The sequence below is a fragment of the Streptomyces sp. SPB162 genome, from assembly GCF_029504575.1.
Classification (GTDB): domain Bacteria; phylum Actinomycetota; class Actinomycetes; order Streptomycetales; family Streptomycetaceae; genus Actinacidiphila.
This window is the reverse complement of record NZ_JAQFII010000001.1, coordinates 1033309-1051621: the sequence shown is the minus strand read 5'-3', so window position 1 is coordinate 1051621 and position 18313 is coordinate 1033309. Positions and strand designations below refer to the sequence as shown.

Here is an 18313-nt window from a genome sequence, read left to right as displayed (position 1 = left end):
CTGTGCGGGACTGGCTGTCGGTGGTGGCTCAGCGGCTGCCAGCGGGATCGTCTCGGTCAACGTGGCACCAGTCGCAGTGTCGTGGAGCGCGCCGCGATCAAGGGGTTGACGTACGCGTCGCCGAAGCGGCCGTACTTGGTGCGGTACGCGGTGTCGACGCGGTCGTCGACCTCGGAGTCCGCCACCTGGACGAAGGTGACGTCCTTGTCGACGCCTCCGGAGCGGATGTGCCCCTCGTGGCCGGCGCGGGCCGTGCGCCACCAGCCGCCGTCAGTACCGCGGAAGGAGCGGACGTACAGATCGTCGCCGTCGCGGACGACCCAGACCGGCACCGGCCCCCGCAGCGAGCCGTCATCGCGGCGCGGCGCCATCTCCAACTCGTCTGCCGCGGCGATGCGGTCGAGCTCGTCATTCGTCCATTTCGTCATCGGTGTTCTCCGGTCGAGGAGGCGGCGGGCAGGGCGGACATGCGGGAACTCCTGAGGCCGGGCCAGGCGTAAGGCGGCGCCGCTGTGGTGGAGGGTGCCGGAGGACTCGTGGTCAGCCGGGGAGGCTGGTGAGCGGGTCACCGAGGTGGGTGCGGGTGATTCCGAGTGAGTCCTCGAAGACGCGGTAGTCGGTGATCAGTCCGTCGGTGACGGTGAAGCGCAGGATCATCTCGCTTTCGAGTACCTGTCCCGAGGGGTGGAACCGGGAGGCGTACCGGCCCGGTGCCAGGACCTGTCCGTCGGCCTCCACCATGGTCCCCAGCTCGAAGGTGAGTGGCTCGACGGCGGCGAAGAACGCGGTGAGGGACTGCCGGATCTCCTCCGGTCCGGTGCGGCTCCCGGCCCAGGGGGTCAGGGCGGGATCGCCCGGGATCGTCCAGGTCGCGTCGGGTGTGAAGTGGGAGAGGACGCGCTCCATGTCACGTGTGCCGAAGGCTTCGAAGTATGCCTCGACGGTGGCGATCGCCTTACTGGTCATGGCTGTCGATCCGTTCTTCCGGTCACGGACGCAGCAGCGTCTTGATGGCGCGGCGCTCGTCCATGGCCTTGTAGCCTTCTGCGACCTCGTCCAGGGGCAGGGTGAGGTCGAAGACCTTGCCCGGGTTGATACGGCCCCCGACGACGCGCTCGATCAGGTCGGGAAGGTAGGCGCGCACGGGGGCGGGGCCACCGCGCAGGCCGACGTGTGAGAAGAAGAGTTCCTGGCCGTCGATCCGCACGTCGTGCGGCATGCCGACGAAGCCGACATTGCCGCCGGGGCGGGTGGACTGCAGGGCCTGGTGCATGGACTGCTGGGTGCCTACGCATTCGAGGACGGACTCGGCGCCGATGCCGTCGGTCAGTTCCTTGACGCGGGCGACGCCTTCCTCGCCGCGTTCGGCGACGATGTCGGTGGCTCCGAATTCCAGGGCCAGCTTCTGCCGGGACTCGTGCCGGCTCATGGCGATGATGCGCTCGGCGCCCAGTTCCTTGGCGGCGATGACCCCACACAGGCCCACCGCGCCGTCACCGACGACCACGGCCGTCGAACCGGGCCTGACCTCGGCCGCCGTGGCGGCGTACCAGCCGGTGCCCATGACGTCGGACAGGGTCAGCAGGCTGGGGATCAGCTCCTCGGCCGGCTGCTCCGGGGTGGCGACCAGGGTGCCGTCGGCAAGGGGGATGCGGACGTACTCGGCCTGGCAGCCATTGGGGAAGTCCCGGTGCAGACAGGAGGTGTGATAGCCGGCCCGGCAGATCGGGCAGGTGTTGTCGGAGGCGATGAAGGAGCCGATGACGAACTGGCCGGGCTTCACAGCCGAGACGCCGCTGCCGACCTCTTCGACGATGCCGACGTACTCGTGGCCGATCGGCTGCGGCTCGTTGACCGGGTTGATGCCGCGGTAGCTCCACAGGTCGGAGCCGCACACACAGGTGGCGACGGTGCGGATGACCGCGTCCGTGGGCGCCACGATCTTCGGCTCAGGGGCGTTCTCCACCCGGATGTCCCCAGGCGCGTGAATGATGGTTGCTCGCATGATGGCTTCCCGGTTCCTTTCGGTCTGTCGTGGCGTCAGGGACGGGTACGGGTGCTGACGCGCGGGCCGTTGTAGTCGTCGTCCGGGACGTGTTCGAGCCAGGTGGTGTCGTCCGTCTCCCACAGCGCGAGATGGACCATGAACTGGTCGGGCGAGGCACCGTGCCAGTGCTCCTCACCCGGGGGTGTGTGGATGACGTCGCCGGGGTGGGCCTCCATGATGTCGCCGCCACGGGACCGCACCAGGGCGACGCCTTCGACGATGTGGAGAGTCTGGCCAAGAGCGTGGGAGTGCCAGGCGGTGCGGGCTCCGGGAGTGAATCGGACCAGGTTGGCCCGCAGCCGGGAGGGGTCCTCACCGCGGTGGATCACGTCGGCGTAGGCGTCGCCGGTGAACCACTCGGCCGGGAGTTTCATGGTGGGAGGCCGCTTCAGCAGTTCCATGGCGTGTCGTTCCTCCGGTGTGGTGCTGCCGCCGGACCACGCGGCGGCGATGTGGGTGAGACCCCGGGATGTGGGGAAACCCCCGGGATGTGGGGTGTGTGCGGGCGGAGGAGTATCAGCCAGACTGGTCGGACTTCTCCACGATCTCCTTGAGCTGGGTCATCGCGGTCATAGCGTTGGGCCATCCGGCGTAGAAAGCCAGATGGGTGATGGCCTCGATCAGCTCGTCCTTGGTCACGCCGTTCTCCAGCGCCTTGCCGAGGTGGAAGCCGAGCTGGTCGGCCCGGTACAGGGAGGCCAGAGCGGTGACGGTGACGAGGCTGCGGTCGCGCGGGGACAGACCCGGCCGCTCCCAGACGTCGCCGAACAGGACGGTGTCGGTCACCTCCGCGAGCTTGGGGGCGAACTCCTGGATCGCCGGCGGCGCGAACTTCTTCCGTTCGGACATGAGGTGGTGCTCCTAGCCTGTGTGGGGGGATTCAGGCCGCTCGGTCTTGGACCGGGTGGCGGGAGGGGTGCTCACCGAAGAACGAGGTGGGTTCGGCGACGGTAGGGAGACGTATTCGTCCTCGCCGTGCAGGTCGAAGCGGGACGCAGCGTCGAGCCAGAACAACTCCGTCGGTGCACCGGCGCGTTCGACGGCCGTTCGGCCGGCGTGGGCCGTGGAGGCCTCGCTGACCGCGGTCATCAGCGGCGGGCGCGGTGCGAGGAGGTTCGGGGACGGTGGGTTCGCCGAGGGCCTCGGCCACGCGGAGCAGGCCGGCGCGGGCGACTGGATCGCGGAAGACGACCGGGTCATGGCCGCCACCGAGCCGGACGCGCAGCAGGCTGCCGAGGCAGGCGGCGCTGGTCGTGTCGGCGGTAGTCCTGGAGTGAAGGCCGTGCATGGCGGCGTACACCGCGTGGCCGCTGACGGAGATGCCCAGTGGTCCGAGGCGGTCGGGAGTGACGTCCTTACGGGTGCTGAGGCAGCTGACGGCGCTCTTGATGTCCTCGGCTCGTTGAACGGGGTGCTCGAGGAAATGGCGTTCGCCTTCACTCGCACCCTGGTGAGCGGCGTGAAAGGCGAGGGCGGCGAAGCCCGAGCCCGCCTCGGCCGGACGCCGGGCGTAGCGTCCGGCGGTCTGCTCCTTCACCCCACCCCACAGGTGTATGACGACGATCGCGGGCAGCGGATGTCCGGAGCGAAAGTCGGGAGTGTGCAGGTGACCGGTCGGCGTCAGGCCATTGCTGACGAAGGTGACATCCGTCCGCACTGTTCTCACTCGCCTCCTCCGCCTGCAGCATGCAAATACGCGATATCGGTGACCTGTGAAAGCAATTCCGACCCGGGGGTAGGCCGTCCCGCTTGTTCGGGTGGATGCTCTCCGTGGGTCGCCTCTGATCGCCCAACACGTTACTGACCCTGTCACCTCCACGGGAATCCGCAAAGGGGAGAATTCCACCCGGGGGATCACTTATCCAGGGGAGGGATTCTTACCCCCCTTGTGCGGACCGGGCGGTGTGACACTGGCTGGCATGTCCAGCGACGCGCATCTGAACGAGCTGGGACAATTACTCAAGCTGCGGAGGGCCGAGTTGAGCCCACGCACAGTCGGTCTGCCCGACACCGGTACCCGGCGGGTGCCTGGCCTGCGCAGGGAGGAGGTCTCCCTTCTCGCCGACATCAGCACCGACTGCTACACCCGGCTGGAGCAGGGCCGCATCCAGCCGTCCGCGTCAGTGCTGGCCGCGCTCGCCCAGGTCCTGCGTCTGGCCGACGACGAGCGCGACCACCTGTTCGAGCTGGTCGACCGACGGTCGGCCCGACCTCGTCGTTGGGCCGTACCGAAGGTGCATGCGCGGTTGCGCCGCCTGCTCGACGATCTCACCGTGAGTCCCGGCGTGGTTATCGGCCGCCGCACACCCGGACGACGCGCGGCTGACCGGCCTGGTCGGCGAACTCTCCGTGCAGGACAAGGACTTCAGGCGGTGGTGGAGAAGCAGTCGCGTGGCGTCGCGCTATCCTCGACCGGGACGTCTTCACCTGCGGCGGCGATCCCGATCAGGAACTCGTCGTCAGGACGGCGAAACCGGGCGCCCTCGTGCCACGGGCTACGTGCCCTCGCCTCGCGGGAATGAGGTCGGCTCGGCGGGCCTGCAGCCGATCAGGTCGACCGGCCTGACGGTCTGATCCGGCCGCGCCGACTTGGGAGGAACGAGATTTCTGCCAGACCTGGGAGAAAACTCTCCCCCTGATTTTTCAGGTGAGTATCGCGACACTGAATGCCATGCGCATAAATGAATGTTTGCCTGAACTGGGAGAATTCCTCAAGGCGTGCAGGGCGCAACTCGGGCCGCAAACGGTGGGCCTGCCCGAGTTTGGAGCGCCGCGACGGGTATCGGGGCTGCGTCACAGAGCACCACTGATCGTTGCTTTCGGCGCTCACCACATGCCCTGGCGTCCACGACGCCAGGGGTGCTGTCTCGTACGTAGACAGGGACATCGCCGCGGGCGCGGGCGTTGTGGCCGGGCAGTCTACCCATTTGGACAGGCGGAACCATCAGAAAGGATGGTCGGGCGTGGGGCCGTCCCGTCCCAGAATGAAGGCGTTACCCAGGTCTGCCTCCTCGGCGGCGTATACATGCATGACGGGAAGCCAGATGCATGAAGACCGCAGGCAGGTTCCCACCAACCGTCGACGCCGGGGTAAGCGGTCCCGGTAGGCGACGCTGCCGGAGCCATGGAGTGGTGGGCGGTCGTCGGTGGCTGTGCTGACAGAAGGACAGGATTCATGACGATGGTCAATGGCTGGGTCGATGTGCACGCGCACTTCACACCGCCGCTCACCGAAGAGCAGCGGCTCAGGCAGTGGGAGGGCCTGCGCGCGCAGCAGTTCCTGGCGCCGCAGCCGTTCTCCTGGAGTCCGGAGTCCGCCTTGGACTACATGGACCGGACCGGTATCGCCATGCAGTTGCTCAGCAACACCCACGTGTTCTCGTCGCAGGCGGTGCGTGACAGCAACGACTACGGGGCGAAGATCGTCGCGGATCATCCGACTAGATTCGGGTTGTTGGCGGCGTTCCCCACCGACGATCCCGAGGCGGCACTGGCCGAGATCGATCGGGCCGCATCGGACCTGCACGCTGACGGATACGCGGTGAGCGCCCGGTACAACGAGGTGTTCCTCGGCGACGACCGGCTGGAACCGGTGTGGGCCGAGTTGAACCGCCGTCGTGCGGCTGTCTTCGTGCACCCGAATACGATCGCGCCGCCGCAACTCGGCCTCCCCGTCACCTTGATGGACGTGGGGTTCGAGACCGCCCGGAGCGTTGTCGACATGCTCTATGCCGGGGTGTTCCGCCGTTACCCGGACCTGACGCTGATTCTCGCCCACGCCGGTGGAGCGCTGCCGGCGATGTCAGGACGGCTGGGGCAGTTGGGAGCGGAGCCCTGGGTGCCCAACCCGCAGAACATCACCCCGGACGAGATTCGCGAGCATCTGGCCAGGCTGTACCTGGACACCGCCAATGCGGGAGACGACGCCCCCCTCGCATCGGCGCTCGCCACGGTCCCGCGTAACCACCTGGTCTACGGCTCCGACACCGGCGCGCCCTGCAACACGGACGAGACGCTGGCGACGAATATCAGGGCGCTGCGTGGCTCCCGCCTGCTGGTCGAAGGTGAAGCCGACCAACTTGGTCATCGAGGCTGGGACCTGTTCCTGACCGCCGGCCGCCGCGCCGGCAGAGGCTGAACCGCCGCTTCGGTTCCCTGCCGCCAGAAACGCGAAGCGGAGCTGCCGCGTAACCGGTCAGGTCCAAGACCGGCACCCTCACGGTGCGGACGCAGGTGAGGGTCTTCCGGTTCGGTGCGGATTGCGGCGTCCGCATCGAACCGGAAAATCCTCGTAGTTCAGTCATGCGCCCCTGCCCGAGACCGGACGCCTCCGCTGGCCCCTGGGGCCGGCCGTGGAGCGCTTCCGGGCTCCCGGCCACCGCCCGGCGACGGGCGGACGAGAGTCAGAGTGCGCTCAGCGCGGCGCGAGCCACCTCGTCGTCCTGGGCCGGTGTGCCCCCGCCGACGGCGAGGGCGCCGATGAACTGACTGTTCTCGAAGATCGGTCGACCGCCGGCCAGCAGTCTGGCGCCGGCGGCGACGAGAGAGCTGAGCCTGGGCCAGGCTGATCGTCCGCGTCGCGATCGATCCACCCTTGACGGTGGTGGCCGAGGCGCTGCCGGCAGCCATCTGGCTGACCGCAAGTCCGCCCGCTACCGCCCCCGCTATTCCGAGCATTCCGCGTCTTGTGGCCAGGGTGTTGACGGATTCCTCTGTCATGGGTGCTCCTACGTCTCTGCAGAGAAGGCTCTTACGGATCTCGGGGTCGTCGTTGGGCGTCCTGCCCGCGTCGACAGGCGGGTTGTCGCCCGGAGCGGTTCAGCCCTGACCGCCTATTAGAAGCGTGCCGCGCGCCCCAGGGCTGCGGCTTCTCCCCTGGTGCGTACGCCCAGTTTGGAGAGGATCTGCCGGACGTGGAACTTGACGGTGTGTTCGGTGACGTGCAGCTGTTCGGCGATCTGCTGGTTGGTCAGGCCGCGGACGAGTTCCGCCATCACCGTGAGTTCGCGCGGGCTGAGTTCGCGCAGCAACTCGACATCCGTACTGGGCGGCAGGGCGAGCGGGAAGCGGGCGGTGATCGTGGTGCCCCAGCCGGGAACGGTTTCCACGCTGAAGTCGCCACCGAGAGGGGCCAGACGTTCGCGCATCCGGTATTCCGCCTGGTTCAGCGGAAACTGTGCGCTGTCACCGTCGTCCCGAACGTCCACCGACAGTTGGTCGTCGGTCGCCTGCCAGGCCACACGGATCCGACGAGGGTGTGTGTGTTCCAGCATGACGAGCACGCAGCCGCGGGACAAGGCGGTGGCGGCCTGGCCCACCGGGCCCGGAAGGAGCCTGTCGGCGGTGGCGGGTGGCACAGTCTCCAGGTCCACCTCGGTGTGGAGCACCAGCGGCCGCAGTTGCTCGGTGAGCAGGGAGAAGGCGCGCTGGACGGTGCATTCCTGGGCGGTGGAGGCGGCCTGCAGCGCGGTCAGGGCGGTGGAGGCCAGGTCGGTTGCCGCCCGGCGGGCCCGGGAGTCGTCAAGCTCCCGGGAGCGCAGGGTTGTCAGGAGCGCCCTGAGCGTGGCGGCATGGGTGTCGCGGGCGAGGAGGAGCTGCTTGGCGTGCTCTCCGGCGAAGAAGCGTTCTGCCGCGGTGGTCGGTGGAGAATCGGAGCGGGAGAGCAGGGCCGCCGCGATCTCCCAACTTCGCTGCACCATCGGATAGGCGTGCCGGGCGTCGTCGGCGTCGGCCAGGACGAGCAGACTGCCGGATGCCCTGGGGCCGGCGGTGGCCGCCACCAAGGCTGGGCGCGTGGTGCCTCCGATGGTCACCGGCCTGTGCCAGGGCTGACCGGGTACAGCCGCCGCGTCCAGCGCGGCCAGTTCGGCGGCGCTCGGCCGGCGGTCGCCGTTGTGCGGTGTGACGCTGATCCGTCCGGCTACCAGGACGGCGGCCCAGCGGTGCGGGACCTCTTCGCGGACCGCCGCCGACAGGCGTGGCAGAATCTCGTCGGCGGCGGCTGTGGCCAACTCCAGGGCCCAGTCTCCGGTCACCGTGACCTCCTACTCACTCGGCTGATTGCAACTCTCCCGGAGAGCAGTCAGGCTCACCTTGGGCTGGCGTGATCATCGTTCTGTCGCGCGGCTGTGGGCGGGCTTCCGTACCGCCCTGGCCTCCGTCTGCTGTGTCGGAGGAGCTCGACGGCCGGCCACAGCTGCGGAGCACGTCGCCGCCGACCGGATCTCGCAATCCTCACTTACCAGGCTGGCGTCCCGCCCCGCGCCACGCTCAGCGCCGACCCTCCACCCACAGGGAGTCTCCGGAGGCTGAGCGACGAGGGCGCTGATCGTGCTCAGCAGGATGCGTTCCTCGTCCGTGAGGCGGCTCGGCCGGTCGTAGCTGACCACGCACACTCCGAACGGGTGCCCGGACGCGGTGGGCCCGACCGTACGACGCCGAACACACCCGCTCCGCGAACTCCAGCGCAGCCTGCTCCCCCAGGGCCTGCCTCGCGTGCACGGCCGCCGCCCGCCATCTCCCCGCCGGGCAGGGCCACTTTTTGCCGTCCCAGATGGCAGTGGTCGGAGAACTCCGTGGAGGAAATGTGCAGTGGTAATATCAAGCGTTTGACTCTTCTCAAGTGGATTCATTGACAACAAGATAGCTGTGATCTCGGGGAACTGACCACTCCATGTCATGCGCATGCCTGTCTCAGGCGTGCGCAGGGGAATTGCACTCTGTGTCTCAGCAACACCTGGGCCGCCGCCTCGGCCGCAGAGCCGCGTCGCTCCTGGCCCCGGCAGTCGCCGGCGGCCTTCTGCTTCTCGCCTCTAGCCCGCCCACGCAGGCCGCGCCCGCCGACCCGGCGGCGCGGCAACCGGCCGACATCGCCGGGCGGAGGTACTCCGCTGGTACCTACCTTGTCCAATGTGGACCGGTGGCCCATGACGACCCGTCGCCCCTCGCACCCAGCACAGGAGGACCTCCATGAGCATTCCGCTCGTGCGTAACCCGGGTGAAGGCACCGTCTTCAAGTACTACGACAGCGTCCAGGAGCAGGTCGTGTCGAGCTCCGAGACGCAAGGAGCAGTCAGCGTCGTGCGAGTGACCATGCGGCAGGCGGACGCGCTGCCTCTGCACACCCACAGCCGGGAGGACGAAAGCTGGGTGGTCCTGTCCGGCCGTGTCCGGTTCTGGGTCGGATCGGCCTCACTCGACGAGTGCGAAATCCATGACGCCGAGGCGGGCGCCTATGTCTTCGGTCCCCGGTTCGTTCCTCACGCATACAGGCCGCTCAGCAAGACGGCAGACCTGTTGGTCATCAACAACCCCGGTGCCGTCGAAGGGTACTTCCGATCGATCGGACCGGCCGACACACGTCATGACCTGGATCATGCGGACCTGATGGTCCAGTACGGGTTGACAGTCCTGGCCGGTCCGCCGCCCGCCTAGACACTGCACACCCACTGGCACCCGGAGCCGGGCAAGCTCGCGCAGGATGTTGCTCTGTCGCCGTCGCGTTGCGGACAGAACTCTCCGTGAATCTGCGTTCCGCCTGTTGACGTGTCACTCGTCACATGCGTAGCGTTCCGGCAATCCAGCCTTTTGAAACGTTTCAATTCATGGAGATGTCATGCTCCGCAAGCGCTCGCTCCTGCTCAAATTCGTCAGAGGTCTTGTGATGTTGGTCGTCGTCGCAAGCGTGGCGACCCTGCCAGCGCCCGTATCCTCCGCGGCATCGGCGTCGGATACAACGGTCACCGTGAATGCTCTGACCGTCAACGGCCGGGTCAACCCGCTGGGCATCAGTGGCGAAGACCCCGTCTTCGGCTGGCAGTTGGCATCGACACGGCGGGCGACCTCGCAGAAGGCCTACGAGATCCAGGTCGGACGCACGCCGGGGTCCGCCGATGTGTGGTCGTCCGGCAAGGTGAAGTCCGACCGTCAGGTCGACGTGCGGTACGGCGGTCCCGGCCTGAAGGCGGCAACGCGTTACTACTGGCGTGTCCGGGCCTGGGACGACAGGGGAGTTGCGAGCGGGTGGAGCGCGGACGCGTACTTCGAGACGGGCCTCCTGAATCCCGGCGACTGGGACGGTGCCCAGTGGATCACTCGTCCTGCGGGGCCAAGTGAGCTCGACAAGTGGACCGACTACACCGCAACGGTCGAGTTCAAGCTGGACAGCGCTGCCTTCGGCATGTTCCTGCGTGCCTCCGACACGAGCAACGGCTACATGTGGCAATTCAACGTGACCAGCCCGACCCCCACACTGAGACTCCACAAGCAGGTCGCGGGCAACTACACCGTGCTCCAGGAAGTGGATCTCGCGCCCTTCGGCTTCACCGGCGCGAGTCTCCTCGCCGGTCGGCACACCGTCCGCTACGACGTGGTGGGCGCCACCATCAAGACGACCCTCGACGGCCAACTGGTCAACACCTTCACGGACTCCACGTTCACGAAGGGCTACATCGGCTTCCGCACACACGCATGCTGCGGCGAACGCGGAACCGTCTACGACGCCGTCGTGACCGGCACCGACGGCAGCACCCTGCTCGACACCGACTTCGCCTCCGGGCGCAATCCCTTCAGCGGTGGTGACATCGTCGACTCCGCCCTCGTCGTGTCCGGCACCACGGACGCCCTCTACGCTCCCGCGGTCCGGCCGCTGCCGCTGCTGCGCAAGGACTTCGCGACCGAGGCAGGCAAGAAAGTCGCCTCCGCGCGGGTCTACGCATCGGCACTGGGCCTCTATGAACTGCACCTCAACGGCAAGCGAGTCGGCGATCAGGAGCTCGCCCCGGGCTGGACGAACTACCACCAGCGCATCCAGGCCCAGGCCTATGACGTGACGAAGCTGCTCACACGCGGTGACAACGCGATCGGCGCGTCCCTCGCGGACGGCTGGTGGGCCGGCAAGGTCGGGCTCGGCTGGACCCGTCAGTACGGGGACGCCCCCGCCCTCGTGGCCAAGATACGCATCACCTACACCGACGGCTCGGTCCAGTGGATCGCCTCGGACGGTTCGTGGAAGGCGGCGGACGGGCCCTACGCAAAGGCGGACCTGCAGGACGGAGAGACCTACGACGCCCGCCTGGAGCCGACGGGCTGGAGCTGGCCCGGATTCGACGACGCGACGTGGGAACCCGCCGCGAGCGTGAAGTCCCAGACCGCCCTCCTGGTCCCGCAGCGCGACGAGCCGGTGCGGCAGACCCAGGTGCTCCAGGCGCAGAAGATGACCGAGCCCACCGTCGGCACGTACGTCTACGACCTGGGTCAGAACATGGTCGGCGTGTCACGCCTGACTCTCACCGGCTCCGCCGGACAGACGGTCAAGATCCGCTACGCCGAGGTGCTCAACAAGGACGGCACCCTCTACACCGACAACTTCCGCAGCGCCAAGGTCACCGACCGCTACACCTTCGCCCAGCCCGGAACAGTGACCTACGAACCCACCTTCACCCAGCACGGGTTCCGCTACATCGAGATCACCGGGGTGGACGAGCCGCCGGCGACCTCCGACGTCAAGGGCGTCGTATGGGGCTCCGACCTCCCCTCCACCGGCACCCTGAAGTCCTCGGACAGCATGCTCAACCAACTGGTGAGCAACATCTCCTGGAGCCAGCGGGGCAACTTCCTCTCCATCCCCACCGACACCCCGGCCCGCGACGAGCGCCTGGGCTGGACGGGAGACATCAGCCTGTTCGCGCCGACGGCCAACTATCTGGTCGACACCCGCGCGTTCCTGTCCCACTGGATGGCGGACGTCCGCAACTCCCAGTACGCCAACGGTGACCTGCCGGCGGTCGTACCGACCCCCCAGGGTCAATTCGGCGACAGCGGTGTCGGGTGGTCCGACGTGATGATCACCGTGCCGTACAACGTGTGGCACTCGTACGACGACACCCGCATCCTGCGCGAGAACTACCCTGCCATGCAGAAGTTCTTCCAGTTCGTCCGCGACAGCGCCGGACCGGATCTCCTCGAACCCGGCCGGACCACCTTCTTCACCAACGACTGGCTGAATCTGGACGACCCGACCGAGCAGGGCATCCTGGGCACGGCCTACTTCGGCGAGGACGCCCGCATGATGTCGGAGGTGGCCGAGGCCCTCGGCGACGACACGGCGGCGTCCGACTACGGCAAGCTCTCCGCCGACATCCGTGACGCGTTCACCAAGGCCTACGTCGGCGCCGACGGCACCGTCAAGGGCAACTCGCAGACCGGGTACGCGATGGCCCTCGGCATGAACCTGGTCCAGGATCCGGCACTGGTCGTGAAGGTCGGCGACAAGTTCGTGGCCAAACTGGCGCTCACCGACTACCACCTCAGGACCGGCTTCATCGGCACCCCGCTGCTGCTGCCGGCGCTGAGCAAGATCGGCCGGAGCGACCTGGCCTACAAGATGCTGCTGCTCAAGGACTATCCGTCCTGGGGCTACGAGGTCGTCAACGGTGCCACCACCACGTGGGAGCGCTGGAACTCGATCATGCCCGACGGCAGCTTCGGCCCGGTCGACATGAACTCCTTCAACCACTATGCCTACGGTGCCGTGGGTGACTGGATGTTCCAGAACATCGGCGGCCTCTCCGCGATTGAGTCCGGCTACAAGCGCTCCCGGATCGCGCCGGTACCCGGCGGGGGGCTGACGGAAGGCTCCGGACGCCTCAAGACCGTCTACGGTCTGCTGTCGTCGCAGTGGAGCACGCACAACGGCACCTTCGACCTGAAGGTGACAGTGCCGGTCAACACCGTCGCGGAGGTCCACGTACCGGCGACGTCGCGTTGGACGGTCACCGAGAGCGGCCGACCGGCCGACAAGGCCAAGGGAGTTCGGTTCCTCCGGATGGAGAACGGAGCCGCCGTGTTCGAGGTCGGCTCGGGGACCTACAGCTTCGGCGTCGCATGAGCCCGCCTCGCTCATGAGGTCTTCTTCAGGACGTGCTTCAGGACCCTCCCGCTCAGGGAGTCCTGAGGCACGTTCGAGCCCCGCCGACTACGACACACCCCATTCGTGGGCGAGTGCGGCCGCCTCGCCGCGGGAGCTGACGCCCAGCTTGTCGAGGATCTTCGCCACGTGGAACTTCACCGTCGACTCGCTGATGTGCAACTCCTGGGCGATGTGCCGGTTGCGCCGCCCGCGGGCCAGCTGTCCGAGCACCTCCAGCTCCCGCGCCCCGAGGACGGTCAGCGGGTCCTGGCGCGGAGTGTCGGGCGGTCCGAGAGGGACCTCGATCGTCACCGTCGTACCCCACCCGGGCACCGCGTCCACCTCGAGCCGACCGCCGAGCGGCGCCAGCCGCTCCCCGGCATGGCGCGCGTCGAGCGCGCTGCGCGGCAGGGTCCCGGGCCCGTCGTCGCGCACGGTGGCCCGCAGTTCGTCCGCGCCGACCTTCCAGCCGACGTGGATCCGGTGCACCTGGCCACCGTCCAGTCCGTGCCCCTGGTCCTCCAGGCAGGCGTGCACAGCGCTCCGTACGACCGCGCGCGCCGTGTTGATGACGTCGGCGGACAGCACCCGGTCCGCGCCCTCCTCCGCGCCGGGTGTGCCCAGATCCAGCCGTACGCCGCGGGCGCGCAGCATCCGGCGCAGCGACTCGGCGAGCTCTTCGAAGGCGTCCCCCACCCGCTCCTCCACCAGCGCCTGGTCGAGTTCGGCCTGCGAACGCAGATCGGCCAGGGCCGTGACGGCGAGGTCGACCGCGCGCGTCCGGGCGTGGGTGTCGTCCAGGCCCCGGTCGCGCAGGACACCGAGCAGGACGGCCAGCGCGGCTCCGTGCGCGTCACCGAGTTCGGCGAGGGCGAGTGCGCGGGCCGCTGCCGCAGCTCGCGACGCGCCCAGCGTGCCGGGCATCGGCTCGCTGCGCATGCCCTCCCGGTGCGCGGTCAGCAGGTCCCACAGCGCTTGAGCAGGTTCCAGGCGCTCGTCCGGTATCGGGGTGTCCTCGGTGCGTACGAGGACGAGGAGCGCGCCCTCCTCGGTGATGTCACTGGAGAGGATCAGCACGGGCACGTCGGTGCCTGCCAGGCTGGCCCGGCCCTGCCAGCTTCCCCGGCCGGGCACCAGGTGGCGCAGAGCGGCCACGTCGGCGGTGGTGATGGCGGTGCCGGGGCCGCCGGGGGACGCGCCGTCGGTCTTGAACGGCGCGTACGAGCAGTTGCCGGACAGATCCGCCAGCGCCCGGTGGGGGATGCCTTCGGCCAGGGCAGCGGACAGGCGCGACATGGTCTCCACCAGCGGCGCCCGGATCACGTCGACTGCGGCCATCAGTTCCATGCCTATGAGCGTAACCAGCCCGCCGTCCGGTCGCGCTGTCCTTTCGGCCAGGCCGAACCGTCCCAAAGGACGGCGGGGGTTCAGTACGTCCCGCTAGAGGCTTGAGGCGTTGCCACCACCGCCTCGGCATCTCGACGGCGGCGTACACATATGACTTGGAGTGACGTACATGATGAAGGCGATCTCGTACCAGAAGCACGGCGGGCCCGAGGTGCTGCGGCTCACGGAGGTCGAGGAGCCGCACGCGGGCCCCGGGCAGGTACGACTGAAGATCATGGCTGCCGCGGTCAACCCGGTCGACGGCAAGATCCGTAGCGGCTGGATGCAGCGAATGGGCTTCGCGGGCCCCGCCACCTTCCCCATTGTGCCGGGCACGGAAGCGGCCGGCATCGTCGACGAGGTCGGTGACGGAGTCACCGGGTTCGCGGTGGGCGACGAGGTGCTGGGCTGGACCGTCACCGGTGCCTACGCCCAGTACGCCCTGGCCACGGAGATCGCGCGCAAGCCGGCCGGTCTCGACTGGGAGACGGCCGCCGCGCTGCCCGTGGCCGCCGAGACCTCGGACCGCGTGCTGGACGTCCTCAAAGTGGGGGACGGCGAGACGCTGCTGATCCACGGGGCCGCGAGCGTGGTCGGTTCCGTCGGCGTGCAGCTCGCCGTGTCCCGCGGCGCCACCGTCATCGGCACCGCCTCCGCGGCCAATCACGACTACCTGCGCTCCCTCGGCGCCACCCCCGTCACCTACGGCGACGGAGTGGCCGACCGGGTCCGCGCGATCGCCCCGCAGGGCATCGACGCCGTCTTCGACGCCACCGGCTACGACGTCCTGGAGGCCTCCATCGAACTGCGCGGCGGGAGCACCGACCGCATCGTCACCATCGCCGACTTCCGCGCCCGCGAACTGGGCGTCACCTTCACCGGCGACAGCCGCCCGTTCGGGCACCAGCTCGCCGCCTACGCCGACCTCGCCGCCGACGGCCGACTGCGCATCCGCGTCGACCGCAGCCTTCCGCTCGCCGAGGCCCGCCGTGGCCGCCGTGGCCAGCGAAGCGGGCCACCCGCACGGAAAGCTGATCCTTCGCCCGTAGCAGGCCTCTCGCCCTTCCTCGGGCGGGCTCGCCTTGTGGGGCCAAGTAGCCCGCTGATGGTCCGCGCGGCCCACAGGAATCCGCTGTGGGCCGCGCCGCCATACTCGATACCTTCCGTTCGGCGGCTTCCGCGTTGGGCAAGCGGTGTGCGTAGGGGTGACCCGGGAGAGCGGCCCTGGCGGAATGATTTCCAGTTACGGAAATCCTGCCAGAGCCGCGTTCACAGGTACGCCGACCGGACTGTGATCCGCTCCTGGCAACGATCCGAAGCCGTGGCGGCCTCGGTGGGGTGCTCGGCCGACGCCGGGCAGGTGGGCCCGTCAACCGGCCGCGACGAGCTCCAGCGCACGGCCGGCTACGTCTCGTACGTCTTCCTGTCGTTCCTCGCCTACGCCTTCCTCTACGCGCGGCTGAAGGTCCGTCACGACGTGGACTTCGTCGTCGTCCTCGGTTCCGGTCTGGTCGGCGGCTCCCGGGTGCGGCCCCTGCTGGCGAGCAGACTCGATCGGGCGCGTGCGGTGTACGAGGCGCAGGTGGCGCGGGGTAAGCCGCCCGTGCTGGTCACCTCCGGCGGCCAGGGCCCCGACGAGGACCTGCCCGAGGCCGAGCGATGGCCGACTACCTCATCGCCCGTGGCGTCCCGGAGCGACATGTCGTACGGGAGAACCGCTCGCGCACCACGGAGGAGAATCTGCGCTTCAGCGAGGCGCTCATGCGGGAGCGTGTGCCGGACCACCGGTGTGTGGTCGTCACCAACAACTTCCACGTCTTCCGCGCCGCCCTGACGGCCCGGCGCACCGGCGTGAACGGCCAGGTCATCGGCTCGCCCACCGCCGCCTACTTCTGGCCCAGCGCGACCATGCGTGAGTTCGCCGCGATCTTCCTCCACTACCGGGCGGTCAACCTCAGTTCGTGCGCGCTGCTCGCCCTGCTGGGAATCCTTCTCCCCTCCTGAGGGTGGGTCAGTAACGCGACGTCCGGCCCACTCCTCGACTCCCCGCGCGGCTTGCGGACCTGGCTCGGCAACGACCCCGGCCGACTTCGGCATCCGGCTCTGGCGTCTGCGTCTTCGGCGTGGCCCCGGTTGCTGTCCCAGACCTCGACCACCAGCGCCCCATCGGACACCGGCGGCCGCGCCGCGATCAGCGGCAGCAACTCGTTGCCTCACCACGCAGGTTCAGGCGCCTACAGCGATGGCAACAGGGCCTCCGGGGCTCGTAGCGGCGGCGTTCAACCGAGCCACCAGGAGGCACTGCGTACGGATTGCCCTCGTACGCTCAGCCGCGCAATCCGTGCATCCCGTGCCGTGTGCCGCCGACCGCTGTGGCGGCCGGCGGTGCCGTGGCAGTCGAGGAGTTCGCTGTGCTCAGCGGCTTCGGGTCGGGCGTCTTCTGGCAGACGGCATCGGCCACGCCCATGCCGCGCGGCACCGTGCCGTCGGAGAGATAGCTCGCCAGGTGCTCGTCCAGACAGGCGTTCCCCCTCAGCGTGATGGTGTGGTTCTCGCCGCCCTGCTCGACCACCAGGCTGGAGCCCTTGAGCAGGCGGTGGACGGTGACACCGCCCTCATACGGCGTGGCCCCGTCGTTCGTCGCCTGGAACAGCAGCAGCGGCGGCAGCTCGGCGTTGGCGACGTTCATCGGCTTGTGGGGCTTCGTGGGCCAGAACGCACATGGCGCGTTGAACCAGGCGTTGCTCCATGTATAGAACGGCGCCTTCTTGTACATCGCCCAGTTGTCCTTGCGCCACTGGTTCCAGTCACGCGGCCAGGCGGCGTCACCGCACTCGATCGCGGTGTAGATGCTGTAAGCGTTGCTGCTTCCGGTCTGCTCCGCGTAGAACTCGTACTCCTTGACCAGGTGGTCGGCGCTCTTGTCGTTCACGTAAGCCGCGAAGGCCCGGGCGAGGTAGGGCCAAGCGTCGTTGCCGTAGCCGCCGGCCAGGAAGGTGTCGTCCAGCTCGGACGCTCCCACCTTGCCGCCCGCCGGTTTCCGGGCGAGTCCCGCACGCATCGCGTACCACTTGGCCTCGATCGCGGCCGGGTCGGTGCCGAGCTCGTATGTCGCGTTGTACTTGGCGATCCACGCCATGAGCGCCTTGAAGCGCTCTTCCATCCCCGAGTCCTGGGTGAAGTTGAAGTCGTACCACGCTGTGGTGGGGTCGACCATCGAGTCAAGGACCATGCGCCGCATCCGCTGCGGGAAGAGCTTGCCGTAGACCGCGCCCAGGTAGGTTCCGCCCGAGTAACCCAGGTAGTTGATCTTCTTGGCGCCGACTGCCTCGCGGATCGAGTCCATGTCCTTGGCTGCGCTGATCGTGCTGATGTAGGGCAACACGTCGGCGTACTTCTCGCCGCACGCGTCGGCGAAGGACTTGGCACGCGCCAGGTTGGCCTTCTCGATGGCGGGATCGCTCGGCACGTAGGCGGGACGTGTCGGGGCGAAATAGCCCGGCTTGCAGTCCAGGGCGGGTTTGCTGGAGCCGACTCCGCGCGGGTCGAAACCGATGATGTCGTACTGGGCCGCGACCTTCTCGGGTAGCCCGGAGGCAACTGTTCCGGCGAGCCACAGTCCGCTCTGTCCGGGACCGCCGGGGTTGACCAGCAGGGGGCCCTGGAACCTCGTGGACGTATGGGGAACGCGGGTCAGTGCGAGGGTGATCCGGCGACCGTGCGGCTTGGCGTGGTTGAGGGGAACCTCCAGCGACGCGCATTGGAGGGTTGGGGTGTCGTCGGTGCCGCACTTCGTCCAAGTGAGCTTCGCCGCGCGGACTTTGCCTGCGGCGGGCGATGCGCCGGCCTCGGCGGGGGCCGCCGTGAGCGTCCCGGCCAGCACGATGACCGCGCCGCACATAACGACTGCTCTTCTGTTCATGTAGTTCTCTCAGAACGTGGGGGGTGTTGGGAAACCGAACATGCTCAAG

14 protein-coding genes and 4 pseudogenes are annotated in these 18313 nt (G+C 68.4%); 8 read left to right on the top strand and 10 right to left on the bottom strand.

The genetic code is table 11. The annotated features are described in order from the left end of the window. Window positions 1–56 precede the first annotated feature (56 nt). The 6 genes from M2266_RS04825 to M2266_RS04800 form a co-directional block, all read right to left on the bottom strand. Entirely contained in the window at window positions 57–428 is a 372-nt protein-coding gene (locus tag M2266_RS04825) for a DUF2255 family protein (RefSeq protein WP_277436992.1), read from the bottom strand. A 112-nt stretch (window positions 429–540) separates the two neighbouring features. Next, complete coding sequence (locus M2266_RS04820) at window positions 541–966, bottom strand: nuclear transport factor 2 family protein (protein WP_277436991.1); 426 nt, start codon at window positions 964–966, stop codon at window positions 541–543. Window positions 967–988: 22 nt separating this feature from the next. Continuing rightward, a complete protein-coding gene (locus M2266_RS04815; protein ID WP_277436990.1) occupies window positions 989–2005 on the bottom strand; it encodes a zinc-dependent alcohol dehydrogenase family protein in 1017 nt (338 codons plus the stop codon). 35 nt (window positions 2006–2040) lie between these two features. After that, window positions 2041–2448, bottom strand: a complete 408-nt coding sequence (locus tag M2266_RS04810) for a cupin domain-containing protein (RefSeq protein ID WP_277436989.1) — start codon at window positions 2446–2448, stop codon at window positions 2041–2043. 115 nt (window positions 2449–2563) lie between these two features. Beyond that, window positions 2564–2896 (bottom strand): carboxymuconolactone decarboxylase family protein, encoded by a 333-nt coding sequence (locus M2266_RS04805; RefSeq protein ID WP_277436988.1) that lies wholly within the window; start codon window positions 2894–2896, stop codon window positions 2564–2566. Window positions 2897–2927: 31 nt separating this feature from the next. Next, window positions 2928–3713 carry an alpha/beta hydrolase gene (locus M2266_RS04800; protein ID WP_277436987.1) on the bottom strand — a complete coding sequence of 262 codons (786 nt, stop codon included), beginning with the start codon at window positions 3711–3713 and terminating at the stop codon, window positions 2928–2930. 253 nt (window positions 3714–3966) lie between these two features. Between M2266_RS04800 and M2266_RS32280 the strand changes: the two are divergent. The 4 genes and pseudogenes from M2266_RS32280 to M2266_RS04785 all read left to right on the top strand — a co-directional run. Further along, window positions 3967–4167, top strand: a pseudogene (locus tag M2266_RS32280) (transcriptional regulator); the annotation flags it as partial. Between the two features lie 229 nt (window positions 4168–4396). Next, window positions 4397–4621, top strand: a complete 225-nt coding sequence (locus M2266_RS32275) for a hypothetical protein (RefSeq protein ID WP_346780868.1) — start codon at window positions 4397–4399, stop codon at window positions 4619–4621. Between the two features lie 97 nt (window positions 4622–4718). Continuing rightward, window positions 4719–4841 (top strand): annotated as a pseudogene (locus tag M2266_RS04790) (transcriptional regulator); the annotation flags it as partial. A gap of 387 nt (window positions 4842–5228) precedes the next feature. Next, entirely contained in the window at window positions 5229–6185 is a 957-nt protein-coding gene (locus tag M2266_RS04785; protein WP_277436986.1) for an amidohydrolase family protein, read from the top strand. Between the two features lie 265 nt (window positions 6186–6450). On the opposite strand, the gene M2266_RS04780 is transcribed toward M2266_RS04785, so the two are convergent. Together M2266_RS04780 and M2266_RS04775 are read right to left on the bottom strand one after the other, a co-directional pair. Then, a complete protein-coding gene (locus M2266_RS04780; protein ID WP_277436985.1) occupies window positions 6451–6639 on the bottom strand; it encodes a heme-binding protein in 189 nt (62 codons plus the stop codon). 243 nt (window positions 6640–6882) lie between these two features. Continuing rightward, entirely contained in the window at window positions 6883–8082 is a 1200-nt protein-coding gene (locus tag M2266_RS04775; RefSeq protein WP_277436984.1) for a LuxR C-terminal-related transcriptional regulator, read from the bottom strand. A gap of 934 nt (window positions 8083–9016) precedes the next feature. Between M2266_RS04775 and M2266_RS04770 the strand changes: the two genes are divergently transcribed. After that, the gene (locus M2266_RS04770; RefSeq protein ID WP_277436983.1) at window positions 9017–9481 is read left to right on the top strand and encodes a cupin domain-containing protein; all 465 of its coding nucleotides are present in this window, start codon (window positions 9017–9019) and stop codon (window positions 9479–9481) included. A 310-nt stretch (window positions 9482–9791) separates the two neighbouring features. Continuing rightward, the gene (locus M2266_RS04765) at window positions 9792–12935 is read left to right on the top strand and encodes a family 78 glycoside hydrolase catalytic domain (RefSeq protein WP_277436982.1); all 3144 of its coding nucleotides are present in this window, start codon (window positions 9792–9794) and stop codon (window positions 12933–12935) included. 87 nt (window positions 12936–13022) lie between these two features. Here M2266_RS04765 and M2266_RS04760 read toward each other — a convergent pair whose 3' ends face one another. Continuing rightward, a complete protein-coding gene (locus M2266_RS04760; protein WP_277436981.1) occupies window positions 13023–14303 on the bottom strand; it encodes a LuxR C-terminal-related transcriptional regulator in 1281 nt (426 codons plus the stop codon). 172 nt (window positions 14304–14475) lie between these two features. Here M2266_RS04760 and M2266_RS04755 point away from each other — a divergent pair. Continuing rightward, window positions 14476–15391 (top strand): annotated as a pseudogene (locus M2266_RS04755) (NADP-dependent oxidoreductase). A 350-nt stretch (window positions 15392–15741) separates the two neighbouring features. Next, window positions 15742–16346: pseudogene (locus tag M2266_RS04750) on the top strand (YdcF family protein); the annotation flags it as partial. Between the two features lie 322 nt (window positions 16347–16668). On the opposite strand, the gene M2266_RS04745 reads toward M2266_RS04750, so the two are convergent. Next, on the bottom strand, window positions 16669–18264 hold the full coding sequence (locus M2266_RS04745; protein WP_277436980.1) for an alpha/beta hydrolase: 1596 nt from the start codon (window positions 18262–18264) through the stop codon (window positions 16669–16671). Window positions 18265–18313 lie beyond the last annotated feature (49 nt).

Excerpts from the sequence above, each read along its gene's own strand:
- M2266_RS04785 (WP_277436986.1), top strand. The coding sequence starts at position 5,229 with ATGGTCAATGGCTGGGTCGATGTGCACGCGCACTTCACACCGCCGCTC.
- M2266_RS04805 (WP_277436988.1), bottom strand. The coding sequence starts at position 2,896 with ATGTCCGAACGGAAGAAGTTCGCGCCGCCGGCGATCCAGGAGTTCGCC.
- M2266_RS04825 (WP_277436992.1), bottom strand. The coding sequence starts at position 428 with ATGACGAAATGGACGAATGACGAGCTCGACCGCATCGCCGCGGCAGAC.
- M2266_RS04810 (WP_277436989.1), bottom strand. The coding sequence starts at position 2,448 with ATGGAACTGCTGAAGCGGCCTCCCACCATGAAACTCCCGGCCGAGTGG.
- M2266_RS04770 (WP_277436983.1), top strand. The coding sequence starts at position 9,017 with ATGAGCATTCCGCTCGTGCGTAACCCGGGTGAAGGCACCGTCTTCAAG.
- M2266_RS04760 (WP_277436981.1), bottom strand. The coding sequence starts at position 14,303 with ATGGAACTGATGGCCGCAGTCGACGTGATCCGGGCGCCGCTGGTGGAG.
- M2266_RS04745 (WP_277436980.1), bottom strand. The coding sequence starts at position 18,264 with ATGAACAGAAGAGCAGTCGTTATGTGCGGCGCGGTCATCGTGCTGGCC.
- M2266_RS04815 (WP_277436990.1), bottom strand. The coding sequence starts at position 2,005 with ATGCGAGCAACCATCATTCACGCGCCTGGGGACATCCGGGTGGAGAAC.
- M2266_RS04820 (WP_277436991.1), bottom strand. The coding sequence starts at position 966 with ATGACCAGTAAGGCGATCGCCACCGTCGAGGCATACTTCGAAGCCTTC.